The following is a 15,715-nucleotide window of genomic DNA, read 5'->3' as shown; positions in this document are numbered from 1 at the left end:
ACCAAATTATGAAATTCTTTTGGGTTAACCGTAATAGATTAAGAAATATTAAACTTTGTATCGGTCTTATCATTACAGCCTGTTTTGCCTCCTGTGCAACGCACCACGCCCAGTATGGTAAAGAAGCCACTGCATTTCCTGCCGATAGCGTGGTAAACAGCGAAGTAGCCCACCGTTTTTACCTTGTGGGCGATGCAGGCCTGGCAACGCAACCGCAATCGCAGCAATTGCTTGGCATTATAAAACAAAAGTTAGAAAAAGAAAACAAAAATAGTTCGCTGCTGTACCTGGGTGATAATATATACCCCCTTGGTATGCCGCCTAAGGACCATGAAGACCGCAAGGAAGCAGAAGCATCTTTAAACAGCCAGCTTGCCCTGGCAGACGGTTTTAAAGGTAAAACCTATTTTATACCCGGCAACCACGACTGGTACCACGGCCTTACAGGCCTTAAAGAAGAAGAAAAGCTGGTAAAAGAAAAGTTGGGCAAACACTCTTTTTTGCCTGATAACAGCTGTGGTATAACCGATGTTAAAATAAACGACAGCATTGTGCTAATTGCTATAGACAGCCAGTGGTTTATAGAAGACTGGGACAATTACCCCACCATAAACGACGATTGCGACATTAAAACCCGCGATGGCCTTTTTACAGAACTGGAAAGCCTGCTTAATAAAAACCAGGAGAAAACCATTATTATTGCCATTCACCACCCGCTTATGAGCAATGGTTCGCACGGTGGCGAACTTGCATTACGCAAAGAGCTTTTCCCGCTTAAATATAAATTCCCAATGCCAGTTATTGGCTCACTGATGAATTTAATTCGCAATACAGGCGGCGTTGTATCTCAGGATGTGCAAAGCAAGGTATACACTACATTATCTAAAAGAATCAGGGCGCTTATACAGGATAAAAATAATGTTGTAATAGTATCCGGCCACGACCATAACCTGCAGTATATCCGTAAGGATAATATTAACCAGATTATTAGCGGATCAGGCTCTAAAGTTGAAGCAGCAAGGGTAAAATATCCCGAAGATTTTAGCTATGGGGGCACAGGCTACGCAACGTTAGAAGTGTATAAAAACGGACTTGCCAGAGTATCGTATTTTAAAACAGTTCCTAATGGCGAGGAAAAGATATTTGAAAAAGTAATGCTGCAAAAGCCTGAGGTGGTTATTAAACAATATCCTGATACCTTCCCGGCAACAACACAGGCATCTGTATATACGGCAGACATGACTAAAAAGAGCGGCTTTTACCGTTTTCTATTTGGCTACCATTACAGCAGTTATTATAGTAAACCTATTACTGTACCGGTAGTTTCTCTCGACACGCTTCACGGCGGCTTAACCCCGGGAAGGACCGGCGGCGGGCATCAGTCTAATTCGCTTAGGCTAATAGATAAAGATGGCAAAGAATATGTTATGAGGGGCTTAAAAAAGAGCGCAACGCGTTTTTTACAGTCGGTAGCGTTTAAAGACCGCTATGTGGGCGATGATTATGAAAACACATCTACAGAAAAATTCTTAATGGATTTTTACACCACCGCGCATCCTTATACTCCCTTTATTGCAGATAATCTTGCCGAAACGGCGGGAATATTTCATACTAATCCTGAGCTGTACTACATACCTAAACAAAATGTGCTTAAAGAGCATAACAAAGATTTTGGCGGAGAATTGTACATGGTAGAAGAACGCCCGACCGATGAATTTAAAAACCTGGCAAGCTTTGGCAATCCGGATGGTATAGATGGTACCGACGACGTATATAAAAACCTGCACAAAGACAAAAAATACAAAATAGACGAAAGCGCTTACATAAAAGCCCGATTGTTTGATATACTTATAGGCGACTGGGACCGCCATGGCGACCAGTGGCGCTGGTCGCGTTATGATACTAAAGACAGTATTTACTACAAACCCATACCACGCGACCGCGACCAGGCATTCCCTAAATATGGAGGTGCTTTGCTAACCATCCTTATGCAATCGCCACCATTGCGTTACATGAAACCCTACAAAGACGATATAGGCAGCGTAAAATGGCTTGCGAGGGCAGGTTATGCGCAGGATTTGGCTTTGATAACAAAATCAGGAGAGAATATCTGGCTGCAGGAAGTACAGGAACTGCAAAAAAGCCTGACCGATGAAGCCATTGACAAAGCATTTGCAGAGTTGCCAAAAGAAGTACAGGATGAAACTATGGAAACCATAAAAGCCAACCTGAAAAAAAGGCGCGAAAAACTTGGAAAATATGCATTAGAATACCGTAAAGTCTTGCTTAAAACGGTTCTTATAACAGGAACCGATAAAAAAGAAAAATTTATTATAAACAGGCTGCCTGACGGTGTAACTGATATTAAAATATACACCCTTAAAAAAGATGCCGAAACCCTTGTTTTTTCACAGTCTTATAACCATAAGCAAACTAAAGAAATCTGGATTTACGGCTTAGACGATGATGATATTTTTGAGGTTACAGGTAAGCCCGAAAAGCCAATTACACTAAGGCTGCTGGGCGGGCAAAACAATGATACTTACAATGTAGAAAATGGTAAAAGGGTAAAGATATACGACTTTAAAAGTAAGAGCAATACCTATGCTGTAGACAATAAAACTCAAAAACTATTGACCGACGACTATGAAACTAACAGCTATGACATTAACAAACCGGCATACAATGTTTTTGCAGGCTACCCTGCGCTTGGCTATAATCCTGACGATGGTGTAAAAGTTGGTGTGTCAATCAATTACACTGTTAATAATTTTAACCGCAGGCCTTATTCGCGCAAGCACAACTTAAAAGCCAATTACTTTTTTGCCACTAAGGGTTTTGAACTTATTTACAGGGGAACCTTTATGAACATTGCCCATAAATGGAATTTTGCTTTAGATGCGCGCTTAACAAGCCCCAACTTTAGTATTAATTATTTTGGGTATGGCAACGACACTAAAAATTTTGACGACGATCTTAGCATGAACTATAACAGGGTTAAACTGCAGGTTTTTAAAGTAGCTCCCTCATTTTTTAAACAAGGCAGAAACGGCAGTTTTATGGAGGTACAACTTCCTTTTGAAACCATAGAGGTAGACGGCACACATAACCGTTTTGTAAACCAGCCCGGGGCAATACCAGAACGTCTTTTTGAACACAGGCAGTACGCAGGTATAGAAGGCACTTACAGCTTTAAAAATTATGATAACGCTTCTTTACCTGCAAAGGGTATGTATTTTTATATAACAGGTGGCTGGAAAACAAGCCTTGACGAAATAGAGCGTAACTACCCTCACCTTGAGAGCTCGCTTAATTTTGTACACAGGCTAACGCCCGATGAGAAGTTTGTAATATCGAGTACCGTAAAAACAAAAATATTATTAAGTAACGATTTTGAGTTTTACCAGGGCGCAACCCTGGGGGGCGATAACGATTTGCGCGGTTACCGCCGCGAGCGTTTTACGGGCAAAAAATCTTTTTACCAGAGTACCGATCTACGATACACGCTGGGCAGGTGGAAAAGCAGTTTTGTACCCGTTACCTACGGTATTGTGGGAGGATACGATTATGGCCGCGTATGGATAGAAGACGACCGCAGCAATAAATGGCACCAAACCGGTGGAGGCGGCTTTTGGCTAAACGGCGCCGATGTTGTTACCGCGAGGGTTACATATTTTCAGGGGTCAGATGGTGGGCGCCTTGCTGTAGGATTATTGTTTGGCTTTTAAAAGGTCAGACAATTTTACCTCATACAGCTTACCGCCTTCTTTTTTAGATTTTTCGTCGGCTATGGTAATCACATCGTTATCTTTAAAAGCTATACCTTCTTTTTGAGACCAGTTGTTAAGCTCCAGCATTTGCAATGATCCTTTAGCAAAATTATCTTTACCAAAGTTAGTAAGCAGCCAAACCTTATCACCGGATATAAGCGCTACTTTTGTACCATCAGGGCTAATATCGGCACCGGTAATGGCACATTTTCTAAAATTGTCACAAGCCTGAAGCGTACCCAGCAATTGCGCGGCGTGGTTACCTTGTTTGTTTGGTACCTTATATACCTGAAATTCTCCATTAAATCCTTTACTGCGGTTTTTTGTAAAAAGGTAAAAACTGCCTTCATGCTCAAAAAACGCCTCACAATCGTAAATAAGGTTCGATTTTTTGGGAGGAAATTCTTTTTGCTCAGGGTAATAAAATTTAATTACAGTTGCAGCTTTATTTAAATTTGCAGCGTCAAGCTTATAAATGGCAAGGTCTTTTCGTTTACTGTCATTATTACCAAAATCGCCTATGTAAAGGTTACCCTCTTTATCAGATGTCAACTCTTCCCAATCGATATTCTTAACGTTTGCAATAACTACTTCCTGCTCTATTTTGCCTTTCGGGCTAAGTTTATATATGCTATTCTTGTTTCCGCTATCTTCCAGCGCCCATAACGCGCCATTACTATATTCTAATCCTGAAACTTCTTTTAAAGTCAGGTTACCCACCTCTTTAAGCTGGGTTTCACTACCGGAACATGATGCTATAAATAAAGGGAGTAACGTAAGGCAAACGGTTTTCATTATAAATACTTTTTTGTAAAAGTAAAACGCAATTATTTATAAATAGTACATTTTACAGCACATTTAAGATTTAGGAATAAAAAAAGAACCACCTGCAAAAGCCGATGGTTCTTCACCACTATTAAAAAAAAATCAAAGTACCTTAAAAAAGAGGAGCATCATACCATGAAGAGTATGACTTACACACCGGGGCAAATTTGCCGGTTCTTTCCAGTGTAATTCTCCATTTGTAGCATGCAGGCAACTGAGAAGGCAGTACAGAAACTGCCGGATGTGTTGCAACCACATTTGTATATACTGTGCTGTTACTTATTGTTATAACAGAACCTGTATTGCTGCTAAAATCTTCGCAATCTGAAAGCTGCTGAATCTCCACCTTAACTAAAAAACTCCAGTTAGGATTAATGGTTCCTGCAGGGGCATCTGAAACAAAATTTATCACCGGATTGTTTAATCCTGCCGAAACATCAAGGTTTATGTGGCCTGCAAGCCCCTTAAAACAATCTGACACGGTGGCTGCCTGTGCCGTTGTCCCCAGTCGCGATGCTATACTATCGTTAACACTAAAAGTTGTAGCCTCTGTTGCATTTTGCTGGTTAACTATATCTGCACTATCATCTACAGAACATGAAGCAAAAAACAGCATCAATAAAGGCAAAAAGTATAACTTCTTCATGACAATAAATGTTTTAGTAATTTTTTAGTTAAGCAAACTTACACCTTACCATGATAAATTATTTATAAAATCATAAATAGACGTTGAACAGCTAAAAAGTTTCGACGACATGCAATTATGTGCAGTTGTTAATCATGCGTTAATTGTAAAACGTTTACCGTTAGGGCGTAGTAACTTTATAAATACAAAGAGAGGTATGGCTTATTGCAGCCCACTATCGTTAATAAACAACAATTAAGAGGTACGCCTAAATTATAAGTCATGCAGCAGCACATAGCAAGGGAGAACAATAGTGAATCGCGCGAATTAAGGAGCCTATTTGAGAAGCAGCTTAAAGAGTTATACTGGGCAGAACAGATAATGACCGATATGCTTAAAGGCGTAATCCTGCAATCATTCTCTAAGGACCTTATTGCTGTATTGCAAAACCATTTAGGCGAAACGGGTAGCCATATTAACCGGTTAGAACATATATTCAGAAATATAGGCATAGAGGCCGAAGCAGAGCCTTACAAGGCTGTAAAATGCCTTATAGAAGAAGCAGAAGCATTAATTGCTACCACGAAGCATGGCGTTGTGCGCGATGCCGGTATTATTGCCGTATTGCAAAAAATAAAGCATTACGAAATTGCCTGTTACGGCACTATGAGGGCGTATGCACTTGCCTTGCGCGAAGAGGATGTTGTAATATTACTGGAACAAACATTAGAAGATGAAAAAGTTGCCGACCTACTGCTATCATCCATTGCAGAGTCGCACATTAATATTGAAGCAGCAGATAAAGAAATATAACACACCTTAAAAATATATGGAATGGCAAAACCAGAAAAATTACCTGCACAGGAACAGGAAAAACAACCGGGCAAGGAGCATAAAATGAATCCGGACCCGGAAATTATTCGGGATAATTATAAAGGCAGCGGCAAACTGGCAGGTAAAAAGGCTTTTATAACCGGTGGCGACAGCGGTATAGGCCGTAGCGCTGCAGTACACTTTGCCCGCGAAGGCGCAGATGTTGCTATTGTATATTATAACGAACATAAAGATGCCGAAGATACAAAAGCGCTTGTAGAAAAAGAAGGCAGTAAATGCCTTATAATAAGCGGCGATCTTAAGGATGAAGGATTTTGCAGGCAAGCAGTTAAAGATGCCGCAAAAGAGCTGGGAGGGCTTAATATAATAGTTAACAACGCAGCAGTGCAATATCCGCAGGCAGAATTTAAAGACATTACCGGCGATCAGGTTCGGGAAACCTTTGAGACGAACATAATATCGTTCTTTTACATAACCCGCGAAGCACTTAATTACATTAAAGAAGGCGATACAATTATAAACACAGCATCGGTTACGGCATACAGGGGCAGCGAACATTTAATAGACTACAGCAGCACTAAAGGAGCCATTGTTTCTTTTACACGATCAACATCGGCTATGCTGGCAGAAAAAGGCATAAGAGTAAATGGTGTGGCACCGGGACCTATATGGACACCGCTTATACCCTCTACCTTTACTGCAGAGCAGGTAGCACAATTTGGGCAGGACGTACCCATGAAACGGCCGGGGCAACCCAGTGAGGTAGGCCCGGCGTATGTTTTTTTAGCCAGCGAAGATGCCTCATATATTACCGGCCAAATTATCCACATAAACGGTGGTGAGGTTGTGGGCGGATAAACAATAAATCAATAAGACTATAAACCATAAATTTTAAACATCATGGAAAACACAACAAACGGCACTCCCCAAAACACCGGGCTGCCAAACAGCACAGAGGATAAAAAAATCATCCCGAACCATATAGAGGCCACTGCATCTGACGATATTTTTGCAGAAACAGCTCCCGTAAAAATCATCACAATTGATAATGCTGCAACAGCTCATAAAGAATCTTTTGATGACCTGCCGTATGAAGACCCGGCAATTACAAACCCGGCAGAGCTTGCCTCTTTTCCTAAAGCTGCACCGAAGGTTGATGCAAGCGAGGTAGAGAACGAAAGTGGCAACCGCCTGGTAAACCGTAAAAGCAGTCCTGTAAGGGAAGGCAGGAACATTGCACAAAGCGATAACCGCCCTGATGAAAACGGTTACATATAACAGATAAATTTTCATATAACAGAACAGCCCCGCAATTGCGGGGCTGTCTGCATTTTGGGATATTCTGATTCCTTATTCTTTTATAATTTTTTCTACGCTTACTCCTTTTTCAGTTGTAACCTTAACAAAGTACATACCGCTGGTTCTCGAAGATAAATCAAGCAATTGTAAAGTATCGTTTACAACAGTTGTTTGCAATAGCCTGCCTTGTATATCGTAAAGCTGCAACGATTGTATGTTGCCATCTGCTTTAACTGTAACAGTATTTTTAGCCGGGTTAGGATATACCTGTACAGATGCATCTTTAGCAAAGTTACCTGTACTTAATAGTGCAAATACAGTACTTGCATTATTTGTTGCAAGTGGGCTATTATAGTCAAAGAAAATGTTGGCCCTGTTTATCACTATATCTCCTTGTTGTAGCGAAGCACGGCTTTTTAATTTAAACAATATGTTACCATGCGCAGCAACACCAAGTTGTATACCGGCAAAAGCAAACTCTATCCTGTTGCCGCTTATCCTTGCCCTGACATCATGCGACGCATTTAAAATTTCTACCGTATCGATATCATATTCAGTTGGGTCTATATCATGGGTAATTACTACAAATTCTGCAGGTGCAGTACCTGTATTCTCAAAATTAACCACATAATGCAGGTAATCACCTATGGCATCTGTAGTTTCTGTGTCTCCTTCAACACATACTATATTATTCGGGTCTAAAGAATTCACTACCCTCTGGTTAAATTCAAAGTAATTATCATCAGGAGTTTCATCAGTATATCCGCTATTTGCAGATGCTGTAAAGGCTAATACATCGCCATCATTTACAGCCGGCACCTCGGTTGGGCTGTTTACGTTAAGGGTCATGAGTATTTCCCTGCTTTCAAAAGGCTGCAGGTTAATATAATCCCACGAGTAAGTATCGGGTGCCATACCATCAGGAAACGGATCGAGTAGTACCGGAGCTAAAATAGTAGTATCCCAACCGCAGCTTACCCTGCCGGATAGTATCTGGTTACCTTTATTTTTATATACAATTTTATATAAGGCATCAAATCCGGGACGTGCATTACTTACAGGCACCATTACAACCTCTACATCGGGGTGCATACTATTTGCAGTAACACAAAAATTTTCTGTTGCAATGGAGTTATCTACAACAGGAAAAACCACCGTAGCAGTTGTGGGTGCCGCGGTATACCAGTTATCTTCAAACTGAGGTGCTACTGTAAAGATACCTGCCTGTGTATAGTATATATAATTACCATCTCTGTTTGTAAATACACTACCAGTTTGTGTACCATCATTAATGCTCACTTTTATAAAACTGCGTGGGGCATCTGCACTATCACACCCATTATTATCAGCATCGAAAGTTACAGTGCCCGTAATTGTATTGTACAGGCTACCAGGTGTAAAACTACAGTAAGAAGTTAGCTGCAGGGCATCCATGTCTATTCCGGGGGTTGTAGATAAAACAGTATAAGCAATATCTATTTCGCTTTCATCTACACAAACAAAGTTAAGTGCATTACAGTCCCAGAATGTTTCTAAATTTAAATTTTGATCAGTGCCGTTTTTAAGGTAAACTGATTCTAATACCGCAGACCCGTAAAGATTTATCTCTGTAAGGTTGCTTTGTGCGCTAAGGTCTACCGTGGTAAATAAGTTATCTCCGGCATTTAGCAGTGTAAGATTTACAGGGCTAAGATCTAACACAGACAACTGATTTGAAGCACAAAACAACAGGCTTAATGCATTATGTCCGGTTAAATTAAGAGAGGTCAGGTTATTTTCTGAACAAAAAAATTCGGTTAGTGCATAACAACCGGTAGTATTAAGCTGCGTTAACTGGTTACTGCCCGCATATAGTATTTGCAGGTTTGTTAATGCAGATACATCTAATGTGGTTAGGTAGTTATAAGAGCAATAAAGGCCTGTAAGATTTACACAGGCAGATACATTTAAAGATGTTAGCTGGTTAAGATTGCAGCGAAGCGATGTTAAATTTGTAAATGCTTCTACACCCACCATACTGGCAATTGACTGGTTAGCGACAGCGAGCTCATAAACAAGCAATGCCTCACTTTCTTCTATCTCGCCATTGTTATTACTATCAATAACCATATTTTGCCCCGCGGCATCTTTTGCAACATCTGTAGTTGTATTTGCAGCAAGAAGACTCGCTTTAAAATTAGCATCGGGTATAGTTACAATTTGTGCCCCCGCTATACCTGTAAAAAGCAGCAATAGGCAGAGTAAAGTTGTTTTCATAGTTTCTTTTATTGGTAGGTAAATATATATTTTATAATCGCCGGTATACCAGCCCGTTTAGAATTTAGCAGGTTTCACTTAGAATTCGATTTTTATAACGACTTAAGTAACTCCTGCAAGCGTTCTTTTTTGCGCTGCGATATGGGCAGGTTGCTATTATCTGCCATTACTGCATAGCCACCATCTTTTTTTATGTATGATTTTAAATAGGCCAGGTTAATGAGATGCGACTGGTGTATACGCTCAAAACCCTGACTTGAAAGCAGGTCTTCATATTCCTTAAGCGTCTTGGCAATAAGCACCGGCTTATTATTTTTAATATAGAATTTGGTGTAATTATCCTGAGATTCCAGCCTGATAATATCGCTAACATCAAACAGGTGGATACCATCTGAAGTAGATAGTGCAATGCGCTTAAAGGTATCTACCTTTTTCCTGATGTTTTCCAGTAACAAATCTATATGTGCATAGCTGTCGTTATTAGTAAGCACCTTTTTAATTTTCTCTATTACCTTACGCAGCTCTTCCGGGTCTACCGGTTTTAATAAATAATCGAGTGCACTAAACCTAAAAGCTTTTAAAGCATACTCTTCGTGTGCCGTTATAAACACAACGTGACACGTTAGCTTGCCATGCTTTTGCGCCAGTTGCTCCAGTATATCAAAGCCTGTACCGTCTCCCAGTTGTATATCCAGGAAAACCACATCTGGCTTATAAATTTCTATAGCAGTTATACCTCCCTTTACACTATCTGCCTCGCCCAGTATTTTAATATCCGGTGCATACATTTCCAGCAGGCCCTTCATACCTTTCCTCAGGTTGGCGTCGTCGTCTATAAGTAAAGCTGTTATCATATTAGTTAGATGCGTATTGTATTGGTAAATTTAATATAATTCTGGTTCCGTTAGGCACTCCAAAAGCATCTGTAAGTTCGTTTATTTCTACGCGAGACGTTTTAGAGGTAACAGCCTGTATAACTTCAAGCCGTTTTTTAGTAATTTCCAGCGCAAGCGATTTATGTACCGTAACCGACTTTTCCTTCAGCTTTTGCGACCTGTTTATACCTATACCATCATCTGTTACCGTGCAAATAAGCTTATCTCCCGAAACTGCAAAATCAACATAAATATTGCCGTGCTGTTTTTTAGGCACTATGCCATGTATAATGGCATTTTCTACAAAAGGCTGTAATAGCAATGGCGGTATAGCCATATCATCTTCTATATCGGGGTTTTTAGTAATCGTAAACTGAAACATATTATTAAACCTTAGCTGCTCTAACTCGAGGTAATTTTGCAGCCCCTCAATTTCCCTGTCTATAGGTATTAAAGATTCTTTAGAATACTCCAGCGTAAGCCTCATAAGCTTAGAAAACTTGGAAAGGTATTTTATAGCCGAATCTTTACCGTTTTGCACTATAAAACTTGATATTGAGCCAAGGCAATTAAACACAAAGTGCGGATTCATTTGCAAATGCAATGCCTTTTGTTCATATTCTGCCAGGTCACGCTGCAGGGTTAGCCTTTTTTTTAGCTGTAAACGGTTATAAATTAAAAACGCAATGCTAAACAATAACAATGCAGATATGCCAACAAATAACATTTGCTGCTGGTGCCTTTTAGCCTGCTCATCAAAAAGTACCTGGCGCTTTTCGTTCTCTACTTTTTGAAATGCTTCTTTACGCTCAAACTCATAATTCATTTCTTCACGAACCATGTTTTTAATACTTTCGCTGTTATTAATATTGTCTTTGGCAACGCTGTATTTTTTATAATGCAGCAAAGCAAGCGCGGGCTTACCCATTTTTTCGTACAGGTCGCTCAGTTCTTTTTCAGATACTTTAACCTGCTCAGGTGTACCTATCTCCTCCGCCAGTGCCGATGACCTTTCAAGATATTTTACAGCTTCGGCATTTTTATGCAGTAACGCACTTACGGTACCTAAATACCCCAAGGATGCCGATGCTCCGTATTTTTCGCCGGTTTCATCAAAAATGTTTAATGCCTCAAGGTAATATTTCGCCGCATTGGCATAATTGCTTTTCTTTTTATAATAGTTGCCAAAGTTATTGTAAAGCTCTGCTAAACCACGCCTGTTTTGGTGCTCCTTAAATTTAGCTTCGGCTTGGTTATAAGACTGTAACGCTTTATCATCTTCATTTTTAGCAAGGTATATTTTACCTATGTTAGTAATGGTAATTGCTTCAGAATCGTCATCATTTTTCTTTTGTATCCATAAAGCTTTATTAAAATATTCCAGCGCCTTGCCAAATTCCTTTTGCGATTCATACACAATACCAATATTATTATAAATAATGGCAACAATGTTTTCCTGCTTGGTTTCCTTATATAGTTTAAGCGCTTTAAAATAATATTCTAACGATTTTGCATAATTATTTTGTTCAGAACATACAACACCAATGCTACCGTAAGCGCGGGCAAGGCCGTTTATAATTTCTATATCGGGTTTTTTGGTGGTACTATTAATCAGGTCTTCATAAATAACCTGAGAGTTTGTAAAACTTTTTAATGCCTGTGCATACCGGCTAAGCATTATATTAGCATTACCTATATTAAACCATGAGTCTGCTTCGTGCTTTTCAAGATTGTTTTTTTGTGCCAATGCCATAGCCTTTTTAGCATACCGAATCATTAATTCAGGATTGTTCTCTACATATTCATTAGCAATAGCATTAAGTAATTTGGTCTTTTCTGTAGCCGTTTTGGCTATAGAAAGCTTATGCTGAAGGCTGTCCAGTACTTTATTTTGTGCCGATGTTTTTACAAATAGTAAAAACATAAGTAAGGGTAGTAATTTTATAAGCTTCATACAATGTATAATCTACAGCAAATGTATCATTTACAGCGGATAAATTGCAAGCCGATGAGAATTTGAAGCATTTGGATTAGAATTCGATAATAACAAGAGCCTGCAAATAAAAAAGGCCGCCCTTACGGACAGCCCTAAAATAAAACTTATACAGTATTATTTTTTTATTTTGAATGCTTTTTCTCCAGGGAAATAAGCAATATCTCCAAGCTCCTCTTCAATACGAAGTAGTTGGTTATATTTAGCCATACGGTCGCTACGTGAAGCAGAACCGGTTTTAATCTGGCCACAGTTAAGCGCTACAGCAAGATCGGCAATTGTGTTATCTTCAGTTTCGCCAGAGCGGTGAGACATTACAGATGTGTAACCGGCATTGTGAGCCATGTTTACAGCAGCAATAGTCTCTGTAAGGGTACCTATCTGGTTAACTTTAATAAGGATAGAGTTGGCAATGCCTAAGTCTATACCTTTAGCAAGGCGCTCTACGTTAGTAACAAATAAATCATCACCTACTAACTGTGTTTTATCGCCAATAAGTTCAGTAAGATACTTCCAGCCATCCCAGTCATTTTCCTGCATACCATCTTCAATAGAGATAATAGGATATTTAGTAGCAAGTTCAGCAAGGTATTCTGCCTGCTCTTTAGAGGTACGTATTTTACCGGTTTCGCCTTCAAATTTAGTGTAGTCATATTTACCGTCTACAAAAAATTCTGAAGCAGCACAGTCAAGCGCAATCTTAACATCATCGCCAAACGTGTAACCGGCTTTTTCAACAGCAAGTTTAATAGTATCAAGAGCATCCTCAGTACCACCGGCAAGGTTAGGTGCAAAACCACCCTCATCGCCCACAGCTGTACTCAGGCCACGGTCATGAAGTACTTTTTTAAGGTTATGAAAAACCTCTGTACCTATTTGCATAGCGTGTGTAAAGCTTTTAGCTTTAACAGGGAAGATCATAAATTCCTGGAATGCGATAGGCGCATCAGAGTGAGAACCACCATTAATGATGTTCATCATTGGTACAGGAAGTGTATTACCAGACACACCACCTACATAGCGGTATAATGGCATACCAAGCTCGTTAGCGGCAGCTTTAGCCACAGCAAGAGAAACACCAAGAATAGCGTTAGCACCAAGCTTAGATTTGTTAGGTGTGCCATCAAGGTCGATCATCGCTTTATCAATAGCATTTTGTTCAAAAACTGACATGCCCACAATCTCTTCGGCAAGAGCTATGTTTACATTTTCTACAGCTTTAAGAACACCTTTACCCATATAAGCTTTACCGCCATCACGAAGCTCTACTGCCTCATGCTCACCTGTAGATGCTCCAGAAGGTACTGCAGCCCTGCCAAGGATTCCGTTTTCAGTAATTACATCAACTTCTACAGTAGGATTTCCGCGAGAATCCAGTATTTGCCTTGCGTGTACTTTAATAATAATACTCATAAATTGCTTTTTGGTTGTTTTTAATATCTTCTTTTAATTGTTATGTTTTCCTTTTTCAATGTTTGCAATAAACTGGTCAAAAAGGTACGTAGCGTCATGTGGGCCGGGGCTTGCCTCCGGGTGGTACTGTACAGAAAAGCAGTTTTTGCTTTTCATGCGCATGCCGGCAACAGTGCCATCATTAATATGTTCATGGGTAATTTCAAAATCAGGATGATTTTCAAGAGCTTCCCTTTCTACTGCAAAACCGTGGTTTTGAGAAGTGATTTCCCCTTCGCCTGTAAGCAGGTTTTTAACCGGATGGTTAATACCGCGGTGGCCGTTAAACATTTTATAAGTAGGTATACCGTTTGCCAATGCTAAAACCTGATGGCCAAGGCAGATACCAAAAACAGGTTCGTTTTCGGCTAATATATTGCGAGCGGTTTCTTGTGCTGCAAAAAGCGGATCGGGGTCGCCGGGGCCATTAGACAGAAAATAACCATCCGGGTTAAACTCTTTAAGAGTTTCGTAAGCGGCATCATAAGGGAATACTTTAATGTAACAATCCCTTTTGGCAAGGTTTCTTAAAATGTTCTTTTTGATACCAAGGTCTAATGCTGATATTTTATATTTTGCATCAGGATTGCCTATGTAGTAAGGCACTTTGGTAGAAACTTTAGAGGAAAGCTCTAAACCTTTCATATCCGGCACAGCAGCAAGACGTGCTTTAAGCTCTTCAATATCGCAATTTTCGGTACAAATGGCAGCATTCATAGCGCCATTATCACGTATGTAACTTACCAGTGCCCTTGTGTCTACATCAGATATAGCTACTAAATTTTGCTCCTCAAAATAAGTCCTTAATCCCTCAGTAGAATTAACCCTTGAATGGTTGAAACTGAAATTTTTACACACAAGGCCGGATATCATAATGTTATCTGCCTCTACTTCTTCATTGTTAGTACCATAATTGCCTATGTGAGCGTTAGACGCTACCATTATCTGGCCAAAGTAAGAAGGATCGGTAAAAATTTCCTGGTAACCGGTCATGCCGGTGTTAAAGCAAACTTCACCAAAAACGGTACCTTCTATGCCTATAGATTTACCATAAAAAATAGTGCCGTCTGCAAGGAGTAGTATAGCCTTGTCTCTGTTAGTATATTTCATTAAGTTGTTTGTTGTTGTGCTGTGTACAAATTTACTGTAAAAAATTGTTATACTAAAGCTTAGATAAACTTTTGCATTTACCTTAGTCTAAAACGATTAAGTATTACAAAAAAAAAGGACAAACTTAAAAGTTTATCCTTAATTTAGTATAGAAAAATCATTTATTCATGATTATTCAGTAGCTTCTTTGTTTTCGTCTGTGTCAACAGCAGGAGCCTCGGCTGCAACAGGAGCAGTAGCATCAGCTTTTTTAGCTGTTCTGCTACGACGTGTAGTTGCTTTCTTAGCTTCTTTAGCTGTAGCGTTGTACAGTTCGTTAAAATCTACCAGTTCTATCATAGCCATATCAGCGTTGTCACCAAGACGGTTACCAAGCTTAATGATACGGGTATAACCTCCCGGACGATCGCCAACTTTAGCTGCTACTTCCCTAAAAAGTTCTGTAACTGCATATTTGTCGCGAAGGTTAGCAAATACAATACGCCTGTTGTGGGTAGTGTCTGCTTTAGATTTTGTTACTAAAGGCTCAATGTATTGTTTAAGCGCTTTAGCTTTGGCAACAGTCGTATTAATACGCTTGTGCTCTATAAGCGAGCATGCCATATTAGCAAGCATCAGCTTTCTGTGGCCTGATTGCCTGCTTAAGTGATTTATTTTCTTTCCGTGTCTCATTGCT

Annotated in this window: 12 protein-coding genes; 4 read left to right on the top strand and 8 right to left on the bottom strand. The window is 39.8% G+C overall.

The genetic code is table 11. The annotated features are described in order from the left end of the window. The first annotated feature begins 8 nt into the window (after positions 1-8). Entirely contained in the window at positions 9-3,728 is a 3,720-nt protein-coding gene (locus F565_RS0112970; protein WP_020213669.1) for a metallophosphoesterase, read from the top strand. Here the strand turns inward: F565_RS0112970 and F565_RS0112965 are convergent. Both F565_RS0112965 and F565_RS0112960 read right to left on the bottom strand, forming a co-directional pair. Continuing rightward, a complete protein-coding gene (locus F565_RS0112965) occupies positions 3,711-4,565 on the bottom strand; it encodes a hypothetical protein (RefSeq protein WP_020213668.1) in 855 nt (284 codons plus the stop codon). The genes F565_RS0112970 and F565_RS0112965 overlap by 18 nt on opposite strands. A 142-nt stretch (positions 4,566-4,707) precedes the next feature. Continuing rightward, positions 4,708-5,241 carry a hypothetical protein gene (locus F565_RS0112960; protein WP_154652602.1) on the bottom strand — a complete coding sequence of 178 codons (534 nt, stop codon included), beginning with the start codon at positions 5,239-5,241 and terminating at the stop codon, positions 4,708-4,710. Positions 5,242-5,502: 261 nt separating this feature from the next. Between F565_RS0112960 and F565_RS21620 the strand changes: the two genes are divergently transcribed. Genes F565_RS21620 through F565_RS0112945 form a run of 3 tightly spaced genes read left to right on the top strand, consistent with a single transcriptional unit; the run spans position 5,503 to position 7,332 of the window. After that, the gene (locus F565_RS21620; RefSeq protein WP_020213666.1) at positions 5,503-6,033 is read left to right on the top strand and encodes a YciE/YciF ferroxidase family protein; all 531 of its coding nucleotides are present in this window, start codon (positions 5,503-5,505) and stop codon (positions 6,031-6,033) included. 21 nt (positions 6,034-6,054) lie between these two features. Further along, positions 6,055-6,912 carry an SDR family oxidoreductase gene (locus tag F565_RS0112950; RefSeq protein ID WP_020213665.1) on the top strand — a complete coding sequence of 286 codons (858 nt, stop codon included), beginning with the start codon at positions 6,055-6,057 and terminating at the stop codon, positions 6,910-6,912. 42 nt (positions 6,913-6,954) lie between these two features. Further along, positions 6,955-7,332 carry a hypothetical protein gene (locus F565_RS0112945; RefSeq protein WP_020213664.1) on the top strand — a complete coding sequence of 126 codons (378 nt, stop codon included), beginning with the start codon at positions 6,955-6,957 and terminating at the stop codon, positions 7,330-7,332. A 72-nt stretch (positions 7,333-7,404) separates the two neighbouring features. On the opposite strand, the gene F565_RS0112940 is transcribed toward F565_RS0112945, so the two are convergent. The 6 genes from F565_RS0112940 to rplQ all read right to left on the bottom strand — a co-directional run bounded on the left by F565_RS0112940 (position 7,405) and on the right by rplQ (position 15,711). After that, positions 7,405-9,609: a DUF7619 domain-containing protein gene (locus F565_RS0112940; protein WP_020213663.1), complete on the bottom strand. Its 2,205-nt coding sequence runs from the start codon at positions 9,607-9,609 to the stop codon at positions 7,405-7,407. Between the two features lie 92 nt (positions 9,610-9,701). Beyond that, positions 9,702-10,463 (bottom strand): LytR/AlgR family response regulator transcription factor, encoded by a 762-nt coding sequence (locus F565_RS0112935; RefSeq protein ID WP_020213662.1) that lies wholly within the window; start codon positions 10,461-10,463, stop codon positions 9,702-9,704. A 1-nt stretch (position 10,464) separates the two neighbouring features. Then, a complete protein-coding gene (locus tag F565_RS0112930) occupies positions 10,465-12,438 on the bottom strand; it encodes a tetratricopeptide repeat protein (RefSeq protein ID WP_020213661.1) in 1,974 nt (657 codons plus the stop codon). Positions 12,439-12,594: 156 nt separating this feature from the next. Next, entirely contained in the window at positions 12,595-13,890 is a 1,296-nt protein-coding gene (gene eno / locus F565_RS0112925; protein WP_020213660.1) for a phosphopyruvate hydratase, read from the bottom strand. A 33-nt stretch (positions 13,891-13,923) separates the two neighbouring features. Beyond that, complete coding sequence (gene carA / locus F565_RS0112920) at positions 13,924-15,039, bottom strand: glutamine-hydrolyzing carbamoyl-phosphate synthase small subunit (RefSeq protein ID WP_020213659.1); 1,116 nt, start codon at positions 15,037-15,039, stop codon at positions 13,924-13,926. A 171-nt stretch (positions 15,040-15,210) separates the two neighbouring features. Next, on the bottom strand, positions 15,211-15,711 hold the full coding sequence (gene rplQ / locus F565_RS0112915) for a 50S ribosomal protein L17 (protein ID WP_020213658.1): 501 nt from the start codon (positions 15,709-15,711) through the stop codon (positions 15,211-15,213). Positions 15,712-15,715 lie beyond the last annotated feature (4 nt).

Source organism: Flavobacterium rivuli WB 3.3-2 = DSM 21788 (genome assembly GCF_000378485.1).
Lineage (GTDB): Bacteria > Bacteroidota > Bacteroidia > Flavobacteriales > Flavobacteriaceae > Flavobacterium > Flavobacterium rivuli.
This window is presented reverse-complemented; position numbering and strand designations above follow the sequence as displayed.

Excerpts from the sequence above, each read along its gene's own strand:
- F565_RS0112970 (WP_020213669.1), top strand. The coding sequence starts at position 9 with ATGAAATTCTTTTGGGTTAACCGTAATAGATTAAGAAATATTAAACTT.
- F565_RS0112935 (WP_020213662.1), bottom strand. The coding sequence starts at position 10,463 with ATGATAACAGCTTTACTTATAGACGACGACGCCAACCTGAGGAAAGGT.
- eno (WP_020213660.1), bottom strand. The coding sequence starts at position 13,890 with ATGAGTATTATTATTAAAGTACACGCAAGGCAAATACTGGATTCTCGC.
- F565_RS0112930 (WP_020213661.1), bottom strand. The coding sequence starts at position 12,438 with ATGAAGCTTATAAAATTACTACCCTTACTTATGTTTTTACTATTTGTA.
- F565_RS0112960 (WP_154652602.1), bottom strand. The coding sequence starts at position 5,241 with ATGAAGAAGTTATACTTTTTGCCTTTATTGATGCTGTTTTTTGCTTCA.
- F565_RS21620 (WP_020213666.1), top strand. The coding sequence starts at position 5,503 with ATGCAGCAGCACATAGCAAGGGAGAACAATAGTGAATCGCGCGAATTA.
- rplQ (WP_020213658.1), bottom strand. The coding sequence starts at position 15,711 with ATGAGACACGGAAAGAAAATAAATCACTTAAGCAGGCAATCAGGCCAC.
- carA (WP_020213659.1), bottom strand. The coding sequence starts at position 15,039 with ATGAAATATACTAACAGAGACAAGGCTATACTACTCCTTGCAGACGGC.
- F565_RS0112965 (WP_020213668.1), bottom strand. The coding sequence starts at position 4,565 with ATGAAAACCGTTTGCCTTACGTTACTCCCTTTATTTATAGCATCATGT.
- F565_RS0112950 (WP_020213665.1), top strand. The coding sequence starts at position 6,055 with ATGGCAAAACCAGAAAAATTACCTGCACAGGAACAGGAAAAACAACCG.
- F565_RS0112945 (WP_020213664.1), top strand. The coding sequence starts at position 6,955 with ATGGAAAACACAACAAACGGCACTCCCCAAAACACCGGGCTGCCAAAC.
- F565_RS0112940 (WP_020213663.1), bottom strand. The coding sequence starts at position 9,609 with ATGAAAACAACTTTACTCTGCCTATTGCTGCTTTTTACAGGTATAGCG.